This is a genomic window from Sinorhizobium sp. 6-70 (genome assembly GCF_030124375.1).
Classification (GTDB): domain Bacteria; phylum Pseudomonadota; class Alphaproteobacteria; order Rhizobiales; family Rhizobiaceae; genus Sinorhizobium.
Genome location: NZ_JASKLS010000020.1, coordinates 43,813 through 58,698, shown reverse-complemented (window position 1 = coordinate 58,698; position 14,886 = coordinate 43,813). Strand labels below are relative to the sequence as shown.

14 protein-coding genes are annotated in these 14,886 nt (G+C 59.1%); 12 read left to right on the top strand and 2 right to left on the bottom strand.

The genetic code is table 11. The features are described from left to right. The first annotated feature begins 11 nt into the window (after window positions 1-11). The 6 genes from QN222_RS27590 (at window position 12) to QN222_RS27565 (ending at window position 6,202) form a co-directional block, all read left to right on the top strand. Complete coding sequence (locus tag QN222_RS27590; RefSeq protein WP_284005688.1) at window positions 12-1,040, top strand: ABC transporter permease; 1,029 nt, start codon at window positions 12-14, stop codon at window positions 1,038-1,040. Further along, window positions 1,037-1,924, top strand: a complete 888-nt coding sequence (locus tag QN222_RS27585) for an ABC transporter permease (protein ID WP_283963469.1) — start codon at window positions 1,037-1,039, stop codon at window positions 1,922-1,924. Before QN222_RS27590 ends, QN222_RS27585 begins: the two co-directional genes overlap by 4 nt. After that, the gene (locus tag QN222_RS27580; RefSeq protein ID WP_283963470.1) at window positions 1,921-2,781 is read left to right on the top strand and encodes an ABC transporter ATP-binding protein; all 861 of its coding nucleotides are present in this window, start codon (window positions 1,921-1,923) and stop codon (window positions 2,779-2,781) included. Before QN222_RS27585 ends, QN222_RS27580 begins: the two co-directional genes overlap by 4 nt. Then, window positions 2,778-3,761: an ABC transporter ATP-binding protein gene (locus QN222_RS27575; RefSeq protein WP_283963471.1), complete on the top strand. Its 984-nt coding sequence runs from the start codon at window positions 2,778-2,780 to the stop codon at window positions 3,759-3,761. Before QN222_RS27580 ends, QN222_RS27575 begins: the two co-directional genes overlap by 4 nt. 1 nt (window position 3,762) lies before the next feature. Next, window positions 3,763-5,220 (top strand): amidase, encoded by a 1,458-nt coding sequence (locus tag QN222_RS27570; protein ID WP_283963472.1) that lies wholly within the window; start codon window positions 3,763-3,765, stop codon window positions 5,218-5,220. A 178-nt stretch (window positions 5,221-5,398) separates the two neighbouring features. Next, the gene (locus QN222_RS27565; RefSeq protein ID WP_283963473.1) at window positions 5,399-6,202 is read left to right on the top strand and encodes an IclR family transcriptional regulator; all 804 of its coding nucleotides are present in this window, start codon (window positions 5,399-5,401) and stop codon (window positions 6,200-6,202) included. Window positions 6,203-6,285: 83 nt separating this feature from the next. On the opposite strand, the gene QN222_RS27560 is transcribed toward QN222_RS27565, so the two are convergent. Continuing rightward, complete coding sequence (locus QN222_RS27560; RefSeq protein ID WP_284005686.1) at window positions 6,286-7,176, bottom strand: LysR family transcriptional regulator; 891 nt, start codon at window positions 7,174-7,176, stop codon at window positions 6,286-6,288. Window positions 7,177-7,370: 194 nt separating this feature from the next. Here QN222_RS27560 and QN222_RS27555 point away from each other — a divergent pair, with 194 nt between their 5' ends. Genes QN222_RS27555 through QN222_RS27530 form a run of 6 tightly spaced genes read left to right on the top strand, consistent with a single transcriptional unit; the run spans window position 7,371 to window position 13,761 of the window. Next, complete coding sequence (locus QN222_RS27555; RefSeq protein ID WP_336621046.1) at window positions 7,371-8,321, top strand: TRAP transporter substrate-binding protein; 951 nt, start codon at window positions 7,371-7,373, stop codon at window positions 8,319-8,321. Window positions 8,322-8,330: 9 nt separating this feature from the next. Next, window positions 8,331-8,843, top strand: a complete 513-nt coding sequence (locus QN222_RS27550) for a TRAP transporter small permease (protein ID WP_283963476.1) — start codon at window positions 8,331-8,333, stop codon at window positions 8,841-8,843. After that, window positions 8,840-10,126: a TRAP transporter large permease gene (locus QN222_RS27545; RefSeq protein ID WP_283963477.1), complete on the top strand. Its 1,287-nt coding sequence runs from the start codon at window positions 8,840-8,842 to the stop codon at window positions 10,124-10,126. Before QN222_RS27550 ends, QN222_RS27545 begins: the two co-directional genes overlap by 4 nt. Further along, window positions 10,099-11,364 carry an aminotransferase class III-fold pyridoxal phosphate-dependent enzyme gene (locus tag QN222_RS27540; RefSeq protein WP_283963478.1) on the top strand — a complete coding sequence of 422 codons (1,266 nt, stop codon included), beginning with the start codon at window positions 10,099-10,101 and terminating at the stop codon, window positions 11,362-11,364. The genes QN222_RS27545 and QN222_RS27540 overlap by 28 nt, the downstream gene beginning before the upstream one ends. A gap of 46 nt (window positions 11,365-11,410) precedes the next feature. Continuing rightward, window positions 11,411-11,863, top strand: a complete 453-nt coding sequence (gene aroQ, locus QN222_RS27535) for a type II 3-dehydroquinate dehydratase (protein ID WP_283963479.1) — start codon at window positions 11,411-11,413, stop codon at window positions 11,861-11,863. After that, entirely contained in the window at window positions 11,860-13,761 is a 1,902-nt protein-coding gene (locus QN222_RS27530; RefSeq protein ID WP_283963480.1) for a sugar phosphate isomerase/epimerase and 4-hydroxyphenylpyruvate domain-containing protein, read from the top strand. Before aroQ ends, QN222_RS27530 begins: the two co-directional genes overlap by 4 nt. A 165-nt stretch (window positions 13,762-13,926) precedes the next feature. On the opposite strand, the gene QN222_RS27525 is transcribed toward QN222_RS27530, so the two are convergent. Continuing rightward, window positions 13,927-14,820, bottom strand: a complete 894-nt coding sequence (locus QN222_RS27525; RefSeq protein ID WP_283963481.1) for a LysR substrate-binding domain-containing protein — start codon at window positions 14,818-14,820, stop codon at window positions 13,927-13,929. Window positions 14,821-14,886: the final 66 nt, after the last annotated feature.

Sequence of the window (14,886 nt, the reverse complement as noted above, 5' to 3'; positions counted from 1 at the left end):
ACAACTTTTAAGTGGAGTATAGTCTGGTGAAGACCGTGGTTCAGCGCCTCATGCTGATGGCGATCATCATCCTCGGTGTGGTGACCATCATGTTCATTTTGAGCCGGGTTCTTCCCGGCTCTCCAGCCGAGTTGATGCTTGGCGGACACCCGACCGCGGCGCAACTCGCCAAGGCCGAGGAAGAGTTGGGCTTGAATAAGCCCCTTCTTGTTCAATACGTTGACTACGTTGCCCAGATCGCCCGCGGTGATTTCGGCAACAGTCTTCGCACGGGGCAGCCGGTAATAACAGAGATCGCCAATAGGGTTGGCGCAACTCTCGAATTGACCACCCTTGCGATCCTTCTCGTGATGCTCCTCGGAATACCGTTGGGCGTACTTTCAGCGGTGCGGCAGAACTCCGCCATAGACAATGTTGCAAGAGCGGTTGCCGTCGCGGGCGTGGCAATCCCCTCGTTCATGCTCGCAATCGTGCTTCAGCTTGTGTTTTTCGGCGTTCTGAAATGGCTGCCCCTCCAGGGGCGGATCGACCCTGTCGTAGCAATCGATGCGCCAATCGAGCCGATAACGCGCTTCTATCTCCTCGACGCTCTGCTGACAGGCAACTGGGCGGGGTTTATGAGCGCGCTTGCCCATCTTGCTCTGCCGCTCGCGACCTTGACGATATTGCTCCTGGCGACTGTCGTCAGAATTACCAGGAACATGATGGTCGAGGTGCTGAAGGAAGGATACATAAGAACCGCCTTTGCCTATGGGCTACCTCGGTCATCGATTTACTATCGTCACGCGCTGAAGGCCACGCTTATCCCCATATTGACCGTGATCGGATTGACCTACGGCAATCTGCTGAGTGGGGCGATCGTCGTCGAATTCATCTTCGACTGGCCTGGATTGGGTGGCTTCCTGGTTTTCTCCTTGATCGAGAACGACTTCCCCGCGGCTATCGGAACGACGCTGTTTCTGGCTGGCCTGTATCTCACCATAAATCTGGTCGTCGACCTTCTCTACGCGGTAGTTGACCCGAGGCTTCGGACATCATGAGCGGAACTCTTTTGGAACATGACCGGTCGTCCGGTCGGGTAAGTTGGCGGCTGCGAACGATCGTATTTGCGGCTGACAATAAGCTCTTCGTCGCCGGAGCCATGTTGCTCTGTTTGATCGTGGCGAGTGCCCTGGCCGCGCATTGGATCGCACCCTATTCGCCGACAGAGATTGCGATGGGGAGTAAGTTCTCGGCGCCAAGTGCTGAGCATTTGATGGGCACGGACAAATTCGGGAGAGACATCTTCTCCCGCGTGCTGCACGGGGCGAGCACCTCCCTTACCGTCGGTTTCAGCGTGGTCGCGATCGCCATCCTGCTCGGCTTGCCCGTTGGAATGCTCGCGGGCTACTTCGGAGGTATCGTCGATACGATCCTCATGCGGATATCCGACGTCTTCCTGGCATTTCCGCCGCTGCTTCTCCCGATTGCGATCACCGCGGTGTTGGGACCAGGGTTGGAGAACACGGTCGTTGCGCTGGCGATCTCTTGGTTTCCCTGGTATGCGCGCATCATGCGCGGCGCCGTTCTGCGCGTTCGCAAGGAGCTCTTCATAGACGCGGCGTGGACAATGGGCGTCAGCCATCCTCGCATCATGCTGCGCCACGTTCTGCCGAACTCACTCACCCCAGTCATCGTCCAGGCCTCGATGGATTTCGGATATGCCATCCTGGCAGCAGCCTCCCTTAGCTTCATCGGACTGGGCGCGCGTCCGCCCGCCGTCGAATGGGGCTTGATGGCTGCGGAGGCACGCACGCAGTTCCTCGATCATTGGTGGACCGCTGTCAGCCCTGGGCTTGCGATATTTCTCACGGTCCTGGCAGTCAATCTCGTCGGAGACGGCCTGAGGGATATCCTCGATCCGAAACAGGGGCGCCGGGCATGACAAGATCGATTCTTGACATAACCGGCCTCGACGTGACGTTTCCCGGTTTGGTCAGAGACACGCGCATCCTGCGTGGCGTCGACCTTCAGATCCAGGCGGGGCAAATATTGGGCCTCGTGGGCGAGTCGGGTTCCGGAAAGTCGATGACCGCCTCAGCCTGCCTGGGCATGGTTCCGGAGCCGGCCGTGGTCAGCGGCAGCATCCTCATCGATGGCGAAGAGGTTGTCGGTCGTTCGGATGCTGAATTGAACAAGATGCGTGGCGGCCAGGTCGCGATGGTCTTTCAAAACCCGATGCGCTCGCTCAATCCGTTCTTCACGATTGGCCAGCAACTGACCGAGATCATTCGGCGCCATAGGTCGTGCGGAAAGCAAGAGGCGATCGCGGCGGCTACCGAGGGCTTAAGGTCCGTACAACTACCTGACTCGAACGTCATCCTGTGTCGATACCCTCATCAACTCTCAGGCGGCCAGATCCAGCGGGTGATGATTGCACTGGCGCTTGCTTGTCGCCCCAAGCTGCTGATCGCTGACGAACCGACCACGGCCCTCGATGTGACCGTGCAGGCCCAGATCATCTCGCTGCTTTATCGCCTGGCGAAGGAAGCCGGCCTCACCATCCTGTTCATAACCCATGATCTCGGTGTGGTATCGCAGCTCTGCGATAGAGTTGCGGTGATGTACGAGGGGGAAATCGTCGAGACCGGCTCTGTCAGCGATATCATCGACAATCCTCAGCACGCCTACTCGAAGAGGCTGATCGAAGCCTTCCCAGCGGTTGGTCGTGGCCAGCAGACGTTCAAAGCTCAAGGAAAACCGGCATGCGGCCCGAGCATCATCATGGGAGGGGCGTCATGACCAATCCAACGCTTCTGTCCGTCAGCGACGTGCGAAAATCATTCGCGACCCCACGGGGTCCGTTGAAGGCCCTTGATGGGGTGAGCTTTTCCATCAAACCCGGTGAGACTCTTGCTTTGGTTGGCGAGTCGGGATCCGGGAAGAGTACGCTCGCCCTGGTTCTGCTCGGACTGCTCGGAGCCGATTCCGGCATGCTGGCGTTTGACGGAAGGTCCGCGGCACCAATCGCGGATCGAGCGCATCGCCGGCCGGATCGCGGCTTGGGGATCGTCTTCCAGAACCCGCATTCGTCGTTGAACCCAAGAATGAAGGTTCGCTCGCTCGTAGCAGAACCGCTGAAGGCGTCGTCAGATCTGCATGGCAATGCCTTGACCGATCGGGTCGTCACCCTTCTCGAGCAAGTCGGTCTTGGTCGGCAGTATATGGAACGTTATCCGCACGAGCTTTCTGGCGGTCAGATGCAGCGCGTCGCGATTGCGCGCGCCCTGGCGCTGGAGCCGAAGTTGCTCATCCTCGATGAGCCCACCGCCGCCTTGGATGTTTCTGTGCGGATGCAGATCTTGAAACTGCTCAAAAGCTTACAGGAGCACCACGGGACCAGCTACCTTTACATCACGCATGACTTGGGTACGGTCGATCATATCGCTGACCAGATCATCGTGATGTACCTGGGCCGCATCGTAGAAAGCGGGCGGGTGCAGGATGTCTTCGCAGCGCCCAGGCATCCTTATACCCGGGCGCTGCTCGATGCGGTTCCCACGCTCGACCCACGCAACCGCGGCGTCTTCGTAACCCTGGATGGTGAAGTTCCCAGCCCCGTCGATCGCCCGAGCGGATGCAGCTTCGCGCCACGCTGCCGTTGGAAAACGCGCCGCTGTACTGAGATCGACCCAGCGCTCGAGGTCGCAGATCCTGGCCGCGCCTTCGCCTGCCATCATCCTCTGGCCTCCGGTCCGGACGGTAACGAACTGGATCATTGAAATGAAGCTCACTGAATATGTAGGTTACGACGCTACCGGTCTGGCATCTCTCGTGACTTCGAAAGAGGTGACGCCAGCCGAGCTCACTCGTCTCGCTCGCGAGGCTTGCAATGAGGTGAACCCCCGTATCAACGCGGTAATCGAGTTCTACGACGATGCCGAAAACGTCGCCGGATTGGACACCGGCGTTTTGAATGGCGTGCCGTTTCTTAGAAAGGACCTCGGTGCCGCGGAAGCCGGCCGGCTGCAGGAAAGAGGAAGCCGGCTATTTCAAGGGTGCCGCACCCATTTCGACAGCAACTTCATCCGTCGCGCGCGAGCCGGTGGATTGCGGTGCGTCGGGAGAACCACGACGACCGAGCTTGGCACCTCCGGACTGAGCGAGTCGATCCTCAACGGAATCACGGGCAACCCTTGGGACCCGGAGCGTTCTGCCGGAGGCTCGTCTTGTGGTGCTGCAGCAGCTGTGGCCGCTGGGATAACGCCGATCGCCTCTGCGGGCGACGGTGGCGGTTCCATACGAACGCCAGCTGCCTGGTGCGGGCTTGTCGGCCTGAACCCTTCGCGGGGACGCATCTCGGGTGGTCCGAACAACCAGGATGCCGCCTTTGGCCTTGCCCGACACTTTGTCGTTTGTCGCTCTGTGCGAGATATGGCCGCCGCTCTGGATATATTCGCGGGGCCGCAGCCCGGTGACCCGTTCATTATCGTCCAGCCGGACCGGCCATATCGAGAGGAATTGTTGCAAGCGACCGGCGTTTTGCGGGTCGGGGTGGCGATATCCAGGTGGGGCGAGCTCGACGTGGCTGCGGATGTCCGGGAGGCTGTTCAAGCGATCGCAGCCCTTTTCGAGGATATGGGGCACGAGGTCGAGGAAATTGCGCCACCTTATCAATCGCACGACTACAGCAAGATCTTGCTGGGAATGTCAGATCTCAATGCCACCTCGCTGGCGGCAGCGGCGCACGCAATCGGGCGTAGTATCAGCCCCGCAACCTTGGAGCCGATGAACCTCAGGCTCTATGAGCGAGGCCGTGATTTGCCGCTATCCAACGCCGCCGACCTCCACGAGGCAATCCGGCGAATGCGCCTTGAGGTCGGAGAAGCGATCGCCGGATACGATCTCTTGTTGACGCCGACCATGCCGACGGTTGCCGTGCCGCATGGGGGCAAGTACTCGACGGTCACCTCCGAACTGACACCAGAAGAGTTCATGGAGGCGGACGCCGCGTTCTATCAGCATCTGGGGGTATTCAACGTGACCGGCAATCCCTCGGTTTCGCTGCCTTTGGCAATGAGTGCTGACGGCCTGCCTATCGGCCTCCAACTCGTGGGCCGCATGGGTGACGAAGCCACACTCGTGCGCGTTGCGCGCGATCTTGAAGTGGCGAGGCCCTGGAGCCAGTTGCGGCCCAAGGTACGCGCCGGAGCAAACTGCCGCTCGGCACAGCTGGCTTGATCGGGCAGTCTTCTGTACGGCGTCGCCCTCGTGCAAGCTCGTGCCAGCTCGCTTTTGCTGTGGAGGCAGGTCGGAGGGGAAGGAATTTCGCGAGATCAAGGTTTGCCGGAACCCCGTTCTGCTATTATAGATGCGCTTATGAAGATTGTTTGTGTCCATCTAAGTCGACGAGATCATTGTGGCGAACGTTTCACCGACAGAGAGAACTCTTGATATCATCGAGTTGCTGGCTGACTACCCGGAGGGCTTGGCGCTGACCGAAATAGCCAGACGCCTCAGTCTTCCGAAGAGCATCGCGCACAGGCTCTTGTCGGTGCTGGCTGGCAGGGACTTCGCCGTTCAAGATCCGCTGACGCAACATTACCGGCTCGCTATTCGGACTGCGGCGCTGGGACTTCGATTTTTCGGGAATATCGGCCTTGTGGACGTGTGTCAGCCCATCATCAATCGGTTAGCCCAACGCACAGGCGAATTCATTCGCGTCAGCGCCGCGGAAAATGGTGAACTGGTTTGGATAGCAAAGGCGCAAGGCAGCTCAAACGGTCTTCGTTATGACCCTCTCCTCGAGCCCGGGCCGGTTCTCCACGCCACCGCTCACGGGCGTGCGTGGTTAGCGACGCTGGATGACGACAGCGCCATGGCGCTTGTCCGCCGGCACGGATTTGACCTGCCGCCCGGATATGCTCGCTCGTTCATTTCCAACGAGCAGGAACTGCTCGAAGAACTCACGCGAGTCCGCAAGCTCGGATACGCGATCTCTGCCGACGAGAGTTTGATCGGCATGTCGGCGGTTGGCGCCGCCATCCCTGATCGGCAACATGGCTCGGCGGTAGGGGCTATCAGCGTAGCTGGACCCTCCGTGCGGATGACGGAATCTCGTCTGGCAGAGGTGGCAGATGATCTGCTCGCAGCAGCGAGGGATCTCGGAGATATCTGGCCGATCCCACGACCGCGACCGCCCGTCTCCGGCTCCACGGCGTAACCTTTTTCTACGCGGCATCATTGTAGCTCTCGCGCCATTGGCTTGGCTGCGATTGCTGGGTGATTCAATACTTGCGGGTCTTCTCAACCGCCAACACCGCGTGCGGGTGCCTCGCAAGCGATCCCGCCCGGTTGAAACTCGGATCGGAGGAAGGCAGCGAGCTGGCGCACGGGCAGCCGAGGATGCTGCGGCAAGATCATCGCCAGACGCAGCCATGGCAGGGCCGGCAATCCCTCTTCTTCTCCGAGCCTCCTCCAGTTCGCTGGTACCGCACTCTCCGGCAACACCGTCAGCAATTCTCCCGACGCCACTGCAAGCTGGATCCCCGCACTGTCCGATGAAGAGTAGACGATACGCCAGTTTCGCTCGATCTGGTCGAGCGACGCGAGTATGTGAGGGCGTGCCCGACACCCGTCGGGGAACAATGCAAGTTGCAGGCAGCTTGCATTCTCCGGTGTGCGATTGGGGGCGCAACACCAGATTTGCCTCTCCTCCCGAATAACTTCGCCCTTTGGCTCGGAGGCACTCTGGGTCACGATCGCCATGTCGAGCTCGGTGGTCTCAACCATTTGTTCGAGGCGAAGAGAGAAGTCGTATCGCAGATCCAAACTTACGTTGGGATATCGCGGGACGAAACGCTCCATTAAAGCGGTACCGAACAGCGTCAGATAGTCGTCAGGCATGCCGAGCCGGACGCGGCTCTCATTGCGTCCCTCAAGCAGCATGGCGAGAGCCTCGTCTTCGATGGCCCTCATCTTGCGCGCGTATACTAGAAGCCGCTGTCCTGTCGGCGTCAGCGACACCCGGCGATGGGCGCGTTCGAAGAGACGCAGGTCAAGACGCTCTTCCCATTTCGCGATGGCCATGCTGACAGCCGCCTGGGTCCGCCCGAGCCTTTCTGCCGCCGCGGTAAAGCTGCCGGTTTCCGCGACCGCCAGGAATGCCGCCAAAGCATCGCTGTCCAGATTTCTCATGCTACCTGTTCCTCATCGACGGCTGGCAAGCAAGACCCGAGATGTGCTTCCTATCAACGATGCTTATGGAGCAATAAGAAATCTCGTGTTTCGTCCGCGTACCGTAATATTATGCTCTTCCCCCATCAATCACATCCAAAAAATGGGGGAACAAAGTGAGGCAACTACGTCAACTTTCAGTCATTCCAGCACTCCTGCTGGGAGCATCGCTCGCCTTCATGCTCGAACGTCCGGCAGCTGCCGAGACAACCCTTCGGCTCGCACATGCCTCTTCACCCGACAGTCTGATCAACAAGGCCATGGAGAAATTCGCGGCCGACGTCAAGGATGAGAGCAAGGGCTCCGTCATCGTTCAGATCTATCCCAACGCTCAGCTTGGGGATGAAGGACCGATCGCCGACGGCGTCGGCGCCGGTGCGATCGATATTGGCCTCGGCGGCGCGATCGATGCGATCGATCCTCGCCTCAACGTTCTTTCGTTGCCGTTCCTGTTCAAGGGGCCGGCGAACGTTCATAAGTTTCTCGACAGCGAAGAGGGTCAGAAGATACAGCATATGGGCGAAGAGCGTGGCTATCTCATGCTTGGCGCCCTGGATTCAGGCTTCCGCCAGTTCGCGACGAACAAGGCGATCGAGGCGCCTTCCGATCTTGCCGGGATAAAGATCAGAACACCGCCGAATCCGGTCATTCTCGCCACGATGAAGCAGTTCGGCGCTCTGGCAGAGTCCATTCCGTTCGGACAGGTCTACACGGCGCTGCAGTCGCATGTCGTGGCGGCGGTAGAGCCTGAAATGCGCGATTACTACGATTCGAGTTGGTACGAAGTCGCCAAGCATCTCAGCATCTCCAACTACATCTGGACCGCCAACTGGTGGTACATGAACAAGGACCGCTTCGATGCGTTGACGCCTGACGAGCAGGCTGCAATCGAGAAGTCGGCGACCGACACAGTCGATTGGTATCGCGGCGAGCTGGACAAGATTTACGCCGACACCCAGAAAACCCTCGAGGCCAAAGGCGTGACAATCACCAAGGTGGAGACGGGCCCGTTCGTCGATATGGTGCAGCCAGTCTATGATCAATTTGCGAAGGAATGGGGCCCCGATCTCGTCTCCACCGTCCAGTCAGCCGCAGCCGCGAACTGAGGTAAGCCCATGCAACCCATCGTTACCTCAGCCCCGCCGCGGAGGCGGGGGCTCCTGACTGGCGTCCTGGCGTTTGCCGGCGTCGCCGCCTTCGCCATCATGTTTTCAACGACCCTGCTCGGGGTCATCGCCCGTTACTTCGAGTTCGGCGGCGTAGAATGGTCGTTCGAGGTTGCCAGCATCGCCTTCGTTTGGATTACATTCGTCGGTCTGTTGAACGCCGAACTACGCGGCGAAAATGTTGCTTTCGAAGCTCTGAACCAGGCCTCCCCGCCCCTGTTGAAGCGGTGCTTAGACTTCATCGCCGCACTCGCGCTCTTCGCCATGGGTGCGGCCTTTCTGGTGAGCGGTTGGGCGGTCTGGCAACGTTCGGCAATGGTCCCGACGGCTGTCCTGCGCCTTCCGAGCGGCGTCGTTACGATCCCAGTCATCATTCTCGGTATCGGCGCTGTTGTCATCGCGGCTCGAAGGTTCACCGCCCTGACTGTTTCGTTGCGCCAGCGCGAAGGAGTGCGCGCATGACCGTTGCGATGCTTATCCTCAGCTTTACAGTCTTGCTGCTGATCGGAGTGCCGATCGCTTGGTGCATGGGGGTGGCAACCCTGATCACCATCCTGGTCAGCGACCTGCACCTGCCGACCGCCTGGTTTGCACAGCAGACCTTGCGAGGTGCTGACGCGATCACGCTTGCGGCTATCCCGTTGTTCCTGTTTGCAGGCGAACTGATGAACCGAGGCGGACTCACTGCACGCATCATGCGGGTCGCTGAGCACATTTTCGGGCGCGTTACCGGCGGACTCGGTCTCGTCAACGTCGCTACTGCGCTCGTCTACGGTGGGATCAGCGGCTCGGCGACGGCCGATACGGGCGCCGTCGGTTCGATCATGATACCCGCGATGTCGGAACGCGGTTACCCGAAGGCATTTGCCGCGGCCGTGACCGCAGCCTCCGGTACGCTCGGCATCATCGGGCCGCAAAGCGTCATTCTCATTCTATACGGCGTACTTACGAACACTTCGATCGGTGGACTGCTCGTGGCGGCGCTCGTGCCCGGCGCTTTCATCGCGGTAACCTTCATGATCACGTCGTACATCGTCGCGCGCAGACACCGGTTTCCGCGCAACGAAACGCCTGCCGATTGGGGTCAGATTGGCAAGGATGTCGTTGGCGCGCTGCCCGCGCTAATGATGCCGGTCCTGGTGCTCGGCTCCATCATCGGCGGCATCGCAACCGCGACGGAAGCGTCGGCACTTGCTGTCGTATATTCTTTCCTGATCGGTGTCCTGGTCTACCGGGAGCTGCCGCTCCACTCGCTTTACGCGGCTGCCGGAACGGCAGTTGCAACAACTGGCGTCATCATGATGATCATGGCGCTTGCGACCCCGTTTGGATGGATCCTGACCGTCGAGCAGGTGCCAGCCGACGCTGCCGCCTGGATTACCGGCCTCGACACCACGCCCGTCGTGACGATCATCCTTGTCCTGGTCCTGCTCAAGGTCGTCGGATTTTGGCTCGACCTCGGACCGGCGTTGATTATCCTCGCTCCGATCCTTGTGCCGATTGCGCTGGCTGCCGGTATGACCCCTTACCAGACCGGCATCGTGTTCACGATGACACTCGGCATAGGCCTGTTCACGCCTCCCATCGGCACGAACATATTCGTTGTTTGCAACGTCGCCAAGCTGGATATGTGGTCCGTCTCCGTTTGGCTGGTCCCCTACTGGATTGCAAGCGTCCTTTGCGTGGCTGGTCTCGTCGCCTTCCCCTCGCTGACCGAATGGCTACCGAACCTTTTTGGAGTTTGAATAAAATGCAACATCTTGTGTGCGGAATATCGAGTGCCGGCCGTATCGTCCCTGAAGTGGACGGAGAGCGGTTTCTTGTCGCCAAGGCTGAAGGTCCATATGTCTGGGACCAGAGGGGCAGGCGGTACATCGATACGGCGCTTGGGTTTGGAGCGACCTTTCTCGGCCATACCGATCCGGTGGTGACTGAAGCGGTGCGCACTGCGATGGAGCGCGGATCGATGCCGGCCTACGCCCACACTCTGGAAGAGGAAGCTGCCGCAAGCCTGGCTGCGCACACACGCGACCTCAGCAAGGTCATCTTTCTCAACTCCGGTAGCGAAGCCGTCCATCTCGCCTGCCGGACGGCCAGGAAGGTGACCGGCCGCAGCAAGATTGTGAAGGCTGCCGCGGGCTATGACGGCTGGTTCGACGATGTCGCGTTTGGAAACGCGGGCTCTCCCGAGGCATTGATGGCCACCAATGCGCGCCCACAAAATGGCGATACGTTGCTATTGCGTTTCAATGACTTCACCGACGCGGATTTGTTGTTCTCCGAGTGCGACGATGTCGCCGCCATCGTTCTTGAGCCGATGATGGCCAACGCCGGATGCGTGGTCGCAAAGCCAGGGTACCTAGAGCATGTCGTGGCGCTGGCCCGGCGACACGGCGCGCTGGTAATCATGGACGAAGTGCTTATGGGCTTTCGGCTTCATCCCGGTCTCGCATCACACTATCTCGGCATTTCGCCGGACCTGGCAACGGTGGGCAAAGCCATTGGAAACGGGTTCGCGGTCGCGGCGTTGATCGGTCGGCCGGATATCATGGCGGCGTTTGAGGAAAAGCGGGTGACGCATGCGGGCACCTACAACGGCAATCCCGTGGCCTGCGCTGCCGTTCACGCCGCGATGAATGTCCTCGACACGGTGGATTATGAAGCGCTGCGCCGATCCGGCGACGCGCTGCGTGAAGCCATCCGTTTGGCCTTCGAGAAAACCGGTACCGACGTTTCGACGAGTGGCTATGGCACCGTGTTTACCATCTGGCGGCACAAAAGCGCGCCGAGCGATTATAACGAGGCGGTCCAGAGAGCCGATCCTGCTTTTGTCGAAAACATGCACGTGGCGCTACGCCAGAGCGGCGTGATGTCCATGTTTAGTACTTATGGCCGGCACTACATTTCGGCGCGTTCCGATCAAGCGGTGATGGAAGAGATGACGGAGGCCTTCGCACGGGCCGCACGTAGCCTCGCACTTTAACTTGTTTGATGGACGCTCCGCCATGACACTCGCGAGGAGAAGTAAGATGGCTTTGATTTATGTCTTGAATGGACCGAACCTCAATCTGCTCGGCAAGCGGCAGCCGCATATCTACGGCAGTAAGACGCTTGAGGATATAGAGCGCGAAGTTCGCGCACTCGCTGCCGAGCTCGGTCATGAAATCCGATTCCATCAAAGCAACAGAGAGTACGAACTCATCGACTGGATCCACGAAGCACGCGAGCATGCCGATGCTATCGTGATCAATCCCGCGGCGTTCACGCATACGTCTGTCGCCCTACTCGATGCGCTGAACGCCTTTGAAGGACCGGTAATTGAAATTCACATCTCGAACGTGCATCAGCGCGAGAGCTTCCGGCATCACTCCTACATCTCTTCGCGCGCGAATGGGATCGTCGTCGGAATGGGCACTGCGGGCTATCTCGTGGCGCTCCGCGACGCCGTATCGAAACTTGCTATGAGCGAGGAAGCGAAATGAAGACTTCGATGGCGACCGCATCACTTGGCGGGGAGTTTCCGGAGAAACTGGCTGCGATAGCCAAGGCCGGGTTCACAGGCGTGGAGATCTTCGAGAACGACTTCCTAACCTGTGACGCGTCGCCACGCCAGGTCGCGAGTATGGCCGGCGACCAAGGGCTCGACATCACTCTTTTTCAGCCATTTCGCGATTTTGAAGGCATGCCAGGACCACATCGTGCTCGAGCATTCGAGCGCGCCGAACGCAAGTTCGAAGTCATGGGCGAACTCGGTACCGATCTCATGCTAATCTGCTCGAACGTGTCTCCGATTTCACTTGGCGGCATTGACCGTGCTGTCGCTGATTTCTACGAACTCGGCGAGCGGGCGGCGAAACATGGTGTTCGCGTGGGATTTGAGGCCCTTGCATGGGGTCGCCACATTAACGATCACCGCGATGCCTGGGAAATCGTTAGGCGAGCAAATCATCCGAATATCGGGTTGATCCTCGACAGCTTCCACACGCTTTCCCGCAAAATCGATCCGAACACGATCCGGTCCATACCCGGCGACAAGATCTTTATCGTCCAGCTCGCGGACGCTCCTCTCATCGACATGGATTTGCTCTATTGGAGCCGCCATTTCAGAAACATGCCTGGAGAGGGAGACCTGCCCGTCGTGGATTTCATGCGCGCTGTTGCCGCCACGGGATATGACGGCCCATTGTCACTGGAAATCTTCAACGACCAGTTTCGTGGCGGTTCGGCGAGAACCATTGCTGAAGATGGCCACCGCTCACTGGTCTACTTGATGGACCAGGTGGCAAGGCAGGAACCGGACATCCGCATCGACGTCCCGCAGATGCCAATCAGAATTTCTGCTGAAGGTGTTGAATTCCTCGAGTTCACAACCGGCGGTGACGAAAAGGAAAATCTTGAGGCGCTACTAGTCACTCTGGGTTTTTCGAAGACCGCTCGGCATCGCAATCGGGCCGTTGACCTTTACACGCAGGCCGATATCCGGATCGTCATCAACACCGATGCATCGGGCGATACATTTGCGGCTTCATCCTATTCTGCGCATGGTACGAACGCGTACGCATTCGGCATGAAGGTCGATGACGCGCAAGCCGCCCTCCGTCGAGCACAAACCCTTGGAGCTGTAACTTTCTGCGAACCGCGTCGCTTGGGGGAGGTCACCGTGCCAGCTATTCACGGGGTCGGAAACAGCGTGATCTACTTCCTTGATGGCTCCACTTTATTGGCGTCGGTGTGGGATCAGGAATTTGTCTCGGCACAAGTCGCGCCCTCGAGCGAGGGTGCCGGTTTAACTCGCATCGATCATTTGGCCCAGACCACGCGGTACGACGAGATGTTGACGTGGCTGCTGTTCTACACTTCGATCTTCGACACCGAGCGCACGCCCATGATCGACGTCGTAGATCCCGGCGGACTGGTCCGCAGCCAGGCTATCGAAAGCACTGCCAGCCGTGGTTTCCGCCTGACGATGAACGGCGTCGACAATCGCAAGACATTCGCCGGAAAGTTCTTGGCGGAAGGATATGGCACCAGCATCCAGCATGTCGCGTTTGCAACGGAAGATATCTTCGAGACGACTCGCATCTTGAAGACGAAAGGCTTTCAGCCGCTGCCCATATCACCCAACTATTACGATGATCTGCAAGCCCGCTTCGACCTGGAGCCGGCGTTTTCCGACAGGCTCAAAGCCGCCAGCATTCTGTATGATCGTGATGAGCACGGCGAATACTTTCAGGTCTATAGCCGCCCCTTCGGGGAGGGCTTCTTTTTCGAGATCGTCGAACGGAGAGGTCCGTATACGGGGTATGGCGCATTGAACGCGCCGTTCCGCATCGCGGCGCAACGAAGACTGACACGGCCAGACGGACTGCCGAAGGTCTGAGCGCGAGCGAAATGTCTTCAGAATGATCAAATCCCAAACATCTTTGGGAGAGCTATATCCGTAGCTCCACCGCTAACAGGACGAGTTTTTCTGAGTGGGCTTTCGCAGCTCCGGCTGTTGGAGGCTTTCTCCGACATACCAGCATCGTTCCGCGCATCTTTATGCCTAAACGCGCAGGTGCCTATGGCCTGCTGCCGGATCAACGACATCTTGGAACCACCCGCAGAAGGCAGCCACAGCCTTCTGACGAGACGCTTTGCTGATCAAGAAATAGCTTTCCTCTTCGAGAACGGCGATGTCCGAGAGCACGATCAAATCTCCGTTCGTAATTTCCCGCCTGCATACCTCGACCGGACAAAGCGCGACGCCATGCCCGGCGATGGCGGCGGTCGCAAGCAGATTGAAGTCCTGAAACACCGGACCTCTTGGCACTCCAGACGATGATACGCCTGCTTTCGTGAACCAGTGCTGCCAATGAGCAGTCGTCTCGTCGTGCAGCAGGTCCGCTGCCGCGATCTGTTCGACATTCATGAGGTCGCCCTTACTCTCGATATAGCGTGGGCTCGCGACGGGTTTGTTGACGCGCGAAAAGAGCCGCGTGCATAGAATTCCGTCCGAGGTGTCGGCGCCGAGGGTGACCAAAACGTCACAGCCGGTTTCACGCAAGCGCTGGGCGGCCGAGGCATAAACCACCCTGACCGTGATGTCTGCATGCGTCGAGAGGAACTCGCTGAGCGCCGGGATCAGCCAGCGTGTCGCGATCGATGGAATGCAGGCGACGGTGATTTCCGATCTTGTCCTGAGCTTCAAGGACCCCGCCTCAGCGGCTATGCGCTCAAAGCTCTCCGACAGGGCTTCTGCGAGGCGTTCGGCGTCGGGAGCCAAGCGCACGCCGCGCTTTTCACGCAGGAACAAAGGGCGACCGAACCACTCCTCTAACTGTCGTATCTGATGGCTGACAGCGGCATGGGTCACATGCAACTCGTCGGCGGCCCGCGAAAAGCTTGCGAGACGAGCAGCAACTTCGAAGACCCGCAAGGTACCGAGGGGAGGCAGCATATGTAGATTCTCCTCAACTATCCGATTAGGAATCGTCATTTGTTTATCGTGAGAAGCGAGCGGATA